The organism is Pedobacter borealis DSM 19626 (genome assembly GCF_000708285.2).
Lineage (GTDB): Bacteria > Bacteroidota > Bacteroidia > Sphingobacteriales > Sphingobacteriaceae > Pedobacter > Pedobacter borealis.
In genome coordinates this window covers 1-8,233 of the sequence record NZ_JAUG01000135.1, presented here as the reverse complement: position 1 = coordinate 8,233, position 8,233 = coordinate 1, and the positions used below count along the sequence as shown (strand labels likewise).

Genomic DNA, 8,233 nt, shown 5'->3' with positions numbered 1-8,233 from the left:
TTTGTGTTCAATATTTCTTAAAGCATTAAATTAGCCTCTATGAACACAAAACCACTGTGTTTTAGGTTTGGCAGTGCTATTTGTTCTTTCTACAACTGTTTTTTTGATTTCTCTGGCCCTTGGGATTGACGGCGTTCTTCGGTTAAAACAATGGGTTATTTAAGGAAGCTAGCAAAATGCCTGAAAAATTAACCTCAAAAGATGTGCCCACACGATAGGTTTTCACTGGAATGACGCCATTATCTTAACCAGATAGGTATCAAAATTTCACGAGAGTTACATCAACCAATTCAGGTCCGCCTTCTAATGGATAGCCAGAAACCTTTTTCCCTTTTATAGTAACCTTCTTATCTAAATAGGTATCTAGATTTATACTTGCACTTTTTAAGGCATAAGTTTTATTGTCGGATTTTAATAAATGTGTACCGTACTGAAACGTAGTCATGCCTAATTTTTCAATTGTTCCACTTGCAGTAACTGTAGTTGAGTTTCCTCCGTTTTTCATTGAACTGCAACTGGAAATTACAGCCACGAACAGGGATAGTATTAATACTTTTTTCATCGGATTATGATTTTTTATTGTAATGGTATGATAACGGGATAACTTAACGGTATGCTACAAATTATGAAAATTTGCCTTTAAAAGCTAATAATTTGCTTCTGAAACTCAAAAAAGTATTGCACAGCTTTTACCAATCTGCTTCCATACCAGCTAAACATTTCTCCGTCTACCAGTATAATTTTTGCTTCAGGAATGGCCGCCTGAATTTCTTCAATGTGTTTTTCTCCAAAAGGATAAGGCTCGGACGACAGTAGGATCAGTTCGCAATTTAAAGTTTTCAGTTCCTCTAGTGTAACCGATGGATAACGTTCTTGCGTAATCACATTCGTCATACCATTAATCAGCAAAATATCGTTTATAAAGGTATTTTTTCCAGCAGCCATGTAGGGCTTGCGCCAAATGAGATAGGCAACCTTTTTATCAATATGCTGTTGAAGTGCAAGTGTTTTCAGATCATTAAATCCAGCAGAAATTAAATGGTTAAGGTAACTAGCTTCTGGCTCGCGATCTACAAGCTCCCCTATTTGTCCAATGGTTTTCATCGCGTCATCCAAAGTGAAAATATCGCTCATCCAAACCGGAAAATCTGCTGCGAGCTCCTCTATATCGCTTTGCGTATTCTCTTCTTTGTTGCCAATAATCAAATCGGGTTTTAAATCTTTGATTAAATCGATGTTAAGCTTTTTTGTTCCACCAACCTTGGTTCTTTCTGCAAATTTTTCTATCGGATGGATACAAAATTTGGTCAAGCCGATAATTTCCTTATCCAATCCCAAATCAAATAACAATTCTGTTTGTGAGGGCACAACAGAAATAATCCGTTTAGGTGGAAAATTGATGAAAATTTCCCTGCCCATTTGATCGATAAAGGACTTTTGCATATTGCAAATATAGGATTTAGTAAAGATTAGTCTGTTTAAAGGAGGTCTTTTAAAAGAACATTCTTCATTCAGTAAATTTTCACCTCATCAATCTGCAAACAACATTTTTTTATATTCTTTTGGGGTAACGCCTTTTGCGAGCTTAAAAAATTTGTTAAAATTAGAAAGACTGTTAAAACCACATATATAAGCCATTTCACTTATCTGGTGATCGCTTTCGGCAATTAATTTACAGGCATGCCCAATTCTTACTTCATTAACAAAAGTGACAAAAGTTTTCTGTGTACGGTTCTTAAAATATCTGCAAAAAGCCTGTTTATTCATATTGGTCATCTCGGCAGCATCTACCAACAATATCTCTTTATTAAAATTATCAAAAACATATTTCAAAATTTTGTCCATCCTATCATTATCTTTTAACTGATAGTTATTGGTATAGCCCGGGCTCGCCAGTAACACATAATCTTTATTTTGACAAAGCAGGTTTAAAATTTCGAGCACCCCTATTAAACGCGTTATTTCTTCTGTTGCCTGAGCAATTTTTAACAACAAAGGTTTTATTTCCTTTCTGGCCGAAAAGTTAAATTTCATTCCACGTTTAGCCAGTTGGAAAAAATTTTTAAGCTTCTGGATATTCTCTGGCTCATGAAAAATATCCAGTATTTTTTCGGGATGGAGAAAAAGCGAAATCGAATGTGCATGGATATTTGGTGTCGAATTGCTAAAATATTGCTGGCTATTGTGCCATACATGAGGCAAATTAGCGCCTACAAAAATCATGTCCTCGTTATTAAAATCTTCAATACTATCACCGATCATGCGGCGCCCTTCACTCTCAACGTTATAGGTGAGCTGGCATTCTTCGTGAAAATGGAATTCGGTAGAAAAGTAAGGCGCGTTTACAACCTTTATGCCGTAAACATCATTTACTTTTCCATCAAGTATTTTGGCAAAAATCGGTTTCATTTGATATAAACTATTTCTTTACCATTAGTTATGATGCCTATCTGGTTATGAAAAACTAATTTACCATTTACATCTTAAATTACCAACTAATGCAAATAATTTCAGTAAAACAGCTAATATAACATCATTATTAGCGAATTATACCTCAGTTAATCTCTTTTTTCCTTAATAAATTAGCTATTACAAATGCTAACCAAATAACTAACATGCTTCATCATAAAATTATTGTACTAACAGGGGGTGCCGATGGCATTGGCTGGGAATGTGCAAAGGCTTATTCAAAAGCTGGCGCTACTGTTTGCATTCTTGATCAAAACCCAATAGCCGAAAGCAAACTCAATGAACTCGAAACCGCGCAAAAAATAGCCATAACCTGCAATCTGGTTAACGAAAATGATGTAAAAGATGCTTTTAAAACGATCATCGAAAAGTTTGGTGTTATAGATGCTATACATAACAATGCAGGGATTGCGCATCCTTCAAAAACGCTCGATCAGACTACAGATGCTGAGTGGGATTTATTGATGGATGTTAACTTAAAAAGCATTTTATATACCACCCGCCATGGCATCAAGCATCTTAAAAAAACAAAGGGTTGTATTTTAAATACCAGCTCGATGGTAGGCACAATAGGGCAAGACAATCATGCCGCCTATGTAGCCACAAAGGGTGCAATTAATGCATTAACGAAAGCCATGGCTTTAGATTATGCGCCATACAAAATACGCGTTAATGCGGTTTCACCCGCAGCGATTAATACCCCAACCCTGCAATCATGGAGTAAAGAACAGCCCAATAAAGAAGAAATACAACATTACTTAGATAAACTTCAGCCATTGGGAAGCATGCCAGCCGGTGATGTAATTGCAGATGCTTGCTTATTCTTACTCAGCGATGCTGCCAGATTTATAACAGGAACTATTTTACCGGTAAGCGGTGGAGCCGAACTAGGATACAGAACCATCATATAATACAGATTACAAACATGATAAACAAAATAGAAATTAGCGACAAACGATTTGAACTATCAACGGGCGCAGGCAGCGATGCTATCCATAAAGATCCTCAATACTCTTATGCAGTTACCAATTTAACCAACGAAAACGGCATAACAGGAACAGGCTTAGCCTTTACCCTGGGCGCTGGTAACGATTTGGTCTGCAATGCCGCTCAATTTTATGCTAATACCTTAAAGGGGAAAGATATTGAAGAACTGATGAGCGATTTCGGACAGACTTTTCGCACGTTATCAAACGAACAGCAATTTAGGTGGTTAGGACCGCATAAAGGTGTTGTACATTTAGGATTAGCTTCTGTAACCAATGCCTGTTACGATTTATGGGCAAAAAAACGCGGCGTACCACTTTGGAAACTATTGATCGATTTAAGTCCCGAAGAAATTGTGAATACGCTCGATCTCTCCTACCTGGAAGATGTACTCACCAAAGAAGAGGCAATTGCCATGCTGCAAAGCCAAACCGATTTCAAAAAATCGAGGGAAGCTATTCTTGATATCGGTTATCCAGGATACGATACTTCTGTAGGCTGGTTTAATTACGACGATGAAAAGGTGCGCGAAAACTGTAAAAAGGCTATTGCCAATGGTTTTACCGCAATGAAACTTAAAGTAGGATCTGCCGATCCTAGGCGTGATATCAGAAGGGCAAACATTGTACGTGAAGTTGCTGGTGAGACCTCAAAAGTAATGTTAGATGCCAACCAGCAATGGACGCTGCCACAAGCTATTTCCATATGTAATGAGCTTAAAAATATGAATCCTTTCTGGGTGGAAGAACCTACCCACCCGGATGATGTATTGGCACACCAGACTTTGGCTAAAGAAATTGCTCCTGTTAAATTGGCCTTGGGAGAACATGTACCCAACCGCATTATTTTTAAAAACTACCTGCAAACTGGCTGTACAGGTTTTGCGCAGGTAGATGCAGTACGTGTAGGCGGCGTTAGCGAATTCATTACAATTAGTTTATTGTGCAAAAAATTTGGCGTGCCGGTTGTGCCACATGTTGGCGACATGGGGCAGTTACATCAGCATCTGGTACTGTTTAATCATATTGCCATGGGCCACGAAGCTTTATTTCTGGAACATATTCCCCATTTAAAACAACACTTTAAAAATCCGATTAAAATTGAAAACGGAGTTTACATCACTCCACAAGAAGCGGGAAGCAGCTGTGATTTAAAATAACCCAAAATCTAACCAAATATGATCAGTACAATCGATATCGTGATTACCATTGCCTATATACTTTTTATTGTAACCATAGGTTTATGGACCGGAACACGAAAAAAGAAAAACGAAGAAACCACCAGTGGTGAATATTTTTTGGCAGGAAAAACTTTAAAATGGCCAATGATTGGCCTTGCACTGTTCGCAACAAACATTTCCTGCCTCCATTTGGTAAGTTTGGCACAGAGTGGGTTTGACAGCGGACTCTTAAATGGCAATTTTGAATGGATGGCGGCCTTTACCCTTATCCTTTTGGCCTTGTTATTTATTCCTTTCTATATCCGCTCGGGTATTTCTACTTTACCCGATTTTTTAGAGCGAAGGTATAACCAGGCCTGTAGAGACTGGTTGGCATTCATCTCTATCCTATCGGCCATCATTATTCACATTGCCTTTTCCTTTTTAGCGGGTGGTATTGTACTCGAAACCTTATTCGGCATAGATATGTATGTAAGTATAGTGGTAATTGCCTCGCTAACAGGACTATACACCATTATTGGCGGCTTAAGGGCCGTGGTAGTTACCGAAACCATACAAAGTTTAGTACTCATTACCGGCGCCATCATCATTACCTATTTTGCCTGGAATAAAGTTGGCGGCTGGGATCATATGACGGCTATATTGCAAAAGGAAAATGCCATGGATAAGCTCAGTATGATACGCCCTATCGGCGATAAGAGTGGGATGAGTTGGATAGCGGTATTTTTAGGGTATCCGGTTTTGGGCATTTGGTACTGGTGTGCTGATCAAACCATAGTACAACGTGTTTTAGGCGCAAAAGACGAAAACCATGCCCGCGTAGGTTCCTTGTTTTGCGGTTTCATCAAAATTTTACCTGTGTTTATTTTCGTGCTGCCTGGTTTGTTTGCTTATATCTTGTATAAATCGGGAACTATGGATTTATCGAGTTTGCAAACTGTTGGCGCCAAAGGCGAAATGGTGCTAAACACCAAAGGCATTTATACCTTAATGATTACCCAGCTTTTGCCTAAAGGATTGGTAGGTATTTTGGTAGCCGCATTGTTGTCAGGATTAATGAGTCAAATTGCGGGTGCGTTAAATTCTATCGCTACATTAAGCAGTTATGATTTATACAAAAGATTTAAACCCGAAACCAGCGATAAAAAATTAGTTAGTGTAGGTCGCTGGTCGGCAGGTATTGCATTAGCCGTTTCAATAAGCCTCTTGCCATTATTAAATAGCTATCAAAGCCTTTTCGAAGGCATAAATGATGTAATCGCACATATTGCCCCTCCTATTACCTGTGTGTTCTTACTAGGGGTATTTTGGAAAAAAGCATCAGCTAAAGGGGCGCAATATACTTTGCTGCTCGGTTCTATTATTGGGGCAAGTGTTTTTATGGTAAACAAATTATATGGTACAGAAACTATAATCGGCAAAATCCCCTTTATGATGATGGCATTTTACCTGTTCTGCATCTGTGTATTTATACAGGTTATATTTTCTTACATCTATCCTGTAAAACATACCGCCCAAAGCGAAGCCCTTTACTGGAATTCTATTTGGGACCCCCTTAAAAGTAAAGGCTGGAGCGGGATAGGCAACTACAAATTTCTGTCGGTGCTTTTATTGGTGATAATGGGTATTTTATACGTCTACTTTAAATAAAATTGATATGAATATGAAAAGATTTCTCTTGTTCTTCGTTGCACTAATTACCTTTTTCAGTGTTAACGCGCAAACCAAAACAAATGCTTCAGTAATGAACGATTTTATGGATAAACGGTTTGGTATGTTTATTCATTGGGGGCCAGTGAGTTTACGCGGCACCGAGATTGGCTGGAGCCGTGGCGATCAGGTTCCAACAGAAGATTACGACAATCTCTACAAAGAATTTAACCCTGTTCTATTTGATGCCGATGCTATTGTAAAAACAGCAAAAGATGCCGGAATGAGATATCTGACCATTACAGCACGTCATCATGACGGGTTTTGCTTATGGCCAACTGCATTTACTGATTTCAATATTACCAACACACCTTATAAAAAAGATATTGTTGGTGCATTAAACGAAGCCTGTAAAAAACAGGGAATTAAGTTCTGTATTTATTACTCGGTATTAGACTGGCATCATCCAGATTACCCGATCCACTCTCCAAAAAACCAAACAATTGATCCAAAATCAGACATGAGCCGATATGTGCTTTATATGAAAAACCAGTTAAAGGAACTCATTACCAAATATGATCCTTATATGCTCTGGTTTGATGGGCAATGGGAAAAACCCTGGACAGACGAAATGGGTAAAGATTTATATGCATATCTAAAACACTTAAAACCAGATATAATTACCAATAACCGCTTGGGAAAAGAATTTGCAGCAGTGGAAAATAAAAACATTGATGCTTCTAAAATGATAGGCGATTACGACACGCCAGAACAGGTAGTAGGCAAATTAAATATGTTTACGCCATGGGAAAGCTGTTTTACTATTTGTAACCAATGGGCCTGGAAACCAAACGACAAAATGAAACCGCTTAAACAATGCCTCGAAATTATTTCGAAAACAGCAGGAGGTAATGGCAATCTTTTATTAAATGTAGGCCCCATGCCAGATGGTAGAATTGAAGCCCGCCAAATAGAACGCTTAAAAGAAATCGGCGATTGGCTAAAAACCAATGGTGAAGCCATTTATGGCACAAAAGGTGGCCCATTCCAACCGAACAATGATTACGCAACGACCAGAAAGGGGAATAAAATTTACGTGCATGTATTAAACACCAATCTGGCCAAGTTGAGTTTAAAGGCTATCCTAGGTTTAAAAGTTAAAAAAGCATATCTGTTAAATAACCAAACCATTAATATGGAGCAAAAAGATGGCATTTCTCTACAACTTCCCGGCAACCAGGCCAACCAATCAGATTATATTGTTGTGCTAGAATTAAACGGAAACGCAGAAAACATTCCAGTTATTGAATAAATTGATACTTGGTCAGTAGGCAAGGTTCTATAACCATTAAAAAGCAAATTATATGCTCATGAAAAATTTAAAAACAATGTATTTCTTGGCCTTGGCTTTTGTGCTAATGGTTACTGCCTGTAATCCACCTGTAAAAACAGGAGTAAATGCAGCAAACAAAGTGTTACGTTATGGCAGTATTACAGGTTTGAAACCCGAAAAGATGGCTTATTACAAAAAGTTACATGCTGCCGTATGGCCAGGGGTATTAAAAAAAATAACAGCATGCAACATCCATAATTATTCCATTTATTTAAAAGAAATTGAGGGCAAACAGTATCTTTTTAGCTATTTCGAGTATACCGGAAACGATTTTGCTGCTGATATGAAAAAGATGGCTGCTGATACCACTACGCAACGTTGGTGGAAAGAAACCGCACCGACTCAGATTCCACTGCCCGATGCTGCTGCTAAAGGTGAAACCTGGAGCAATATGGAAGAAGTTTTTCACAAAGATTAGTAATACGGCATACAAACAATGAGCCTTTTATCGACTAAAATGAGTTATTTAAATAAACACAGCTGAAATATTAAAGGCTGTGTTTATCTCTTTAAACAAAAGCTTAGCTTAATAACCTGAGTTCGATAATTATTTG

The 8,233-nt window shown here is 38.0% G+C and carries 8 protein-coding genes; 5 read left to right on the top strand and 3 right to left on the bottom strand.

The features are described 5' to 3' along the window. Positions 1-259: 259 nt before the first annotated feature. From AW17_RS22305 to AW17_RS22295, 3 genes are all read right to left on the bottom strand, one after another. Entirely contained in the window at positions 260-505 is a 246-nt protein-coding gene (locus AW17_RS22305; protein WP_029280314.1) for a hypothetical protein, read from the bottom strand. A 134-nt stretch (positions 506-639) separates the two neighbouring features. After that, on the bottom strand, positions 640-1,443 hold the full coding sequence (locus AW17_RS22300) for an ABC transporter substrate-binding protein (RefSeq protein ID WP_029280312.1): 804 nt from the start codon (positions 1,441-1,443) through the stop codon (positions 640-642). Between the two features lie 87 nt (positions 1,444-1,530). Continuing rightward, positions 1,531-2,409, bottom strand: a complete 879-nt coding sequence (locus AW17_RS22295) for an AraC family transcriptional regulator (protein WP_029280310.1) — start codon at positions 2,407-2,409, stop codon at positions 1,531-1,533. Positions 2,410-2,615: 206 nt separating this feature from the next. Here AW17_RS22295 and AW17_RS22290 point away from each other — a divergent pair, with 206 nt between their 5' ends. Genes AW17_RS22290 through AW17_RS22270 form a run of 5 tightly spaced genes read left to right on the top strand, consistent with a single transcriptional unit; the run spans position 2,616 to position 8,097 of the window. After that, a complete protein-coding gene (locus AW17_RS22290) occupies positions 2,616-3,380 on the top strand; it encodes an SDR family NAD(P)-dependent oxidoreductase (RefSeq protein ID WP_029280308.1) in 765 nt (254 codons plus the stop codon). Between the two features lie 14 nt (positions 3,381-3,394). Further along, on the top strand, positions 3,395-4,615 hold the full coding sequence (locus AW17_RS22285; protein WP_029280306.1) for an enolase C-terminal domain-like protein: 1,221 nt from the start codon (positions 3,395-3,397) through the stop codon (positions 4,613-4,615). Positions 4,616-4,633: 18 nt separating this feature from the next. Next, complete coding sequence (locus AW17_RS22280) at positions 4,634-6,286, top strand: sodium:solute symporter (RefSeq protein ID WP_029280304.1); 1,653 nt, start codon at positions 4,634-4,636, stop codon at positions 6,284-6,286. Positions 6,287-6,299: 13 nt separating this feature from the next. Then, positions 6,300-7,598 (top strand): alpha-L-fucosidase, encoded by a 1,299-nt coding sequence (locus AW17_RS22275; protein WP_036670697.1) that lies wholly within the window; start codon positions 6,300-6,302, stop codon positions 7,596-7,598. Positions 7,599-7,656: 58 nt separating this feature from the next. Further along, positions 7,657-8,097 carry an L-rhamnose mutarotase gene (locus AW17_RS22270; protein ID WP_245235128.1) on the top strand — a complete coding sequence of 147 codons (441 nt, stop codon included), beginning with the start codon at positions 7,657-7,659 and terminating at the stop codon, positions 8,095-8,097. Positions 8,098-8,233: the final 136 nt, after the last annotated feature.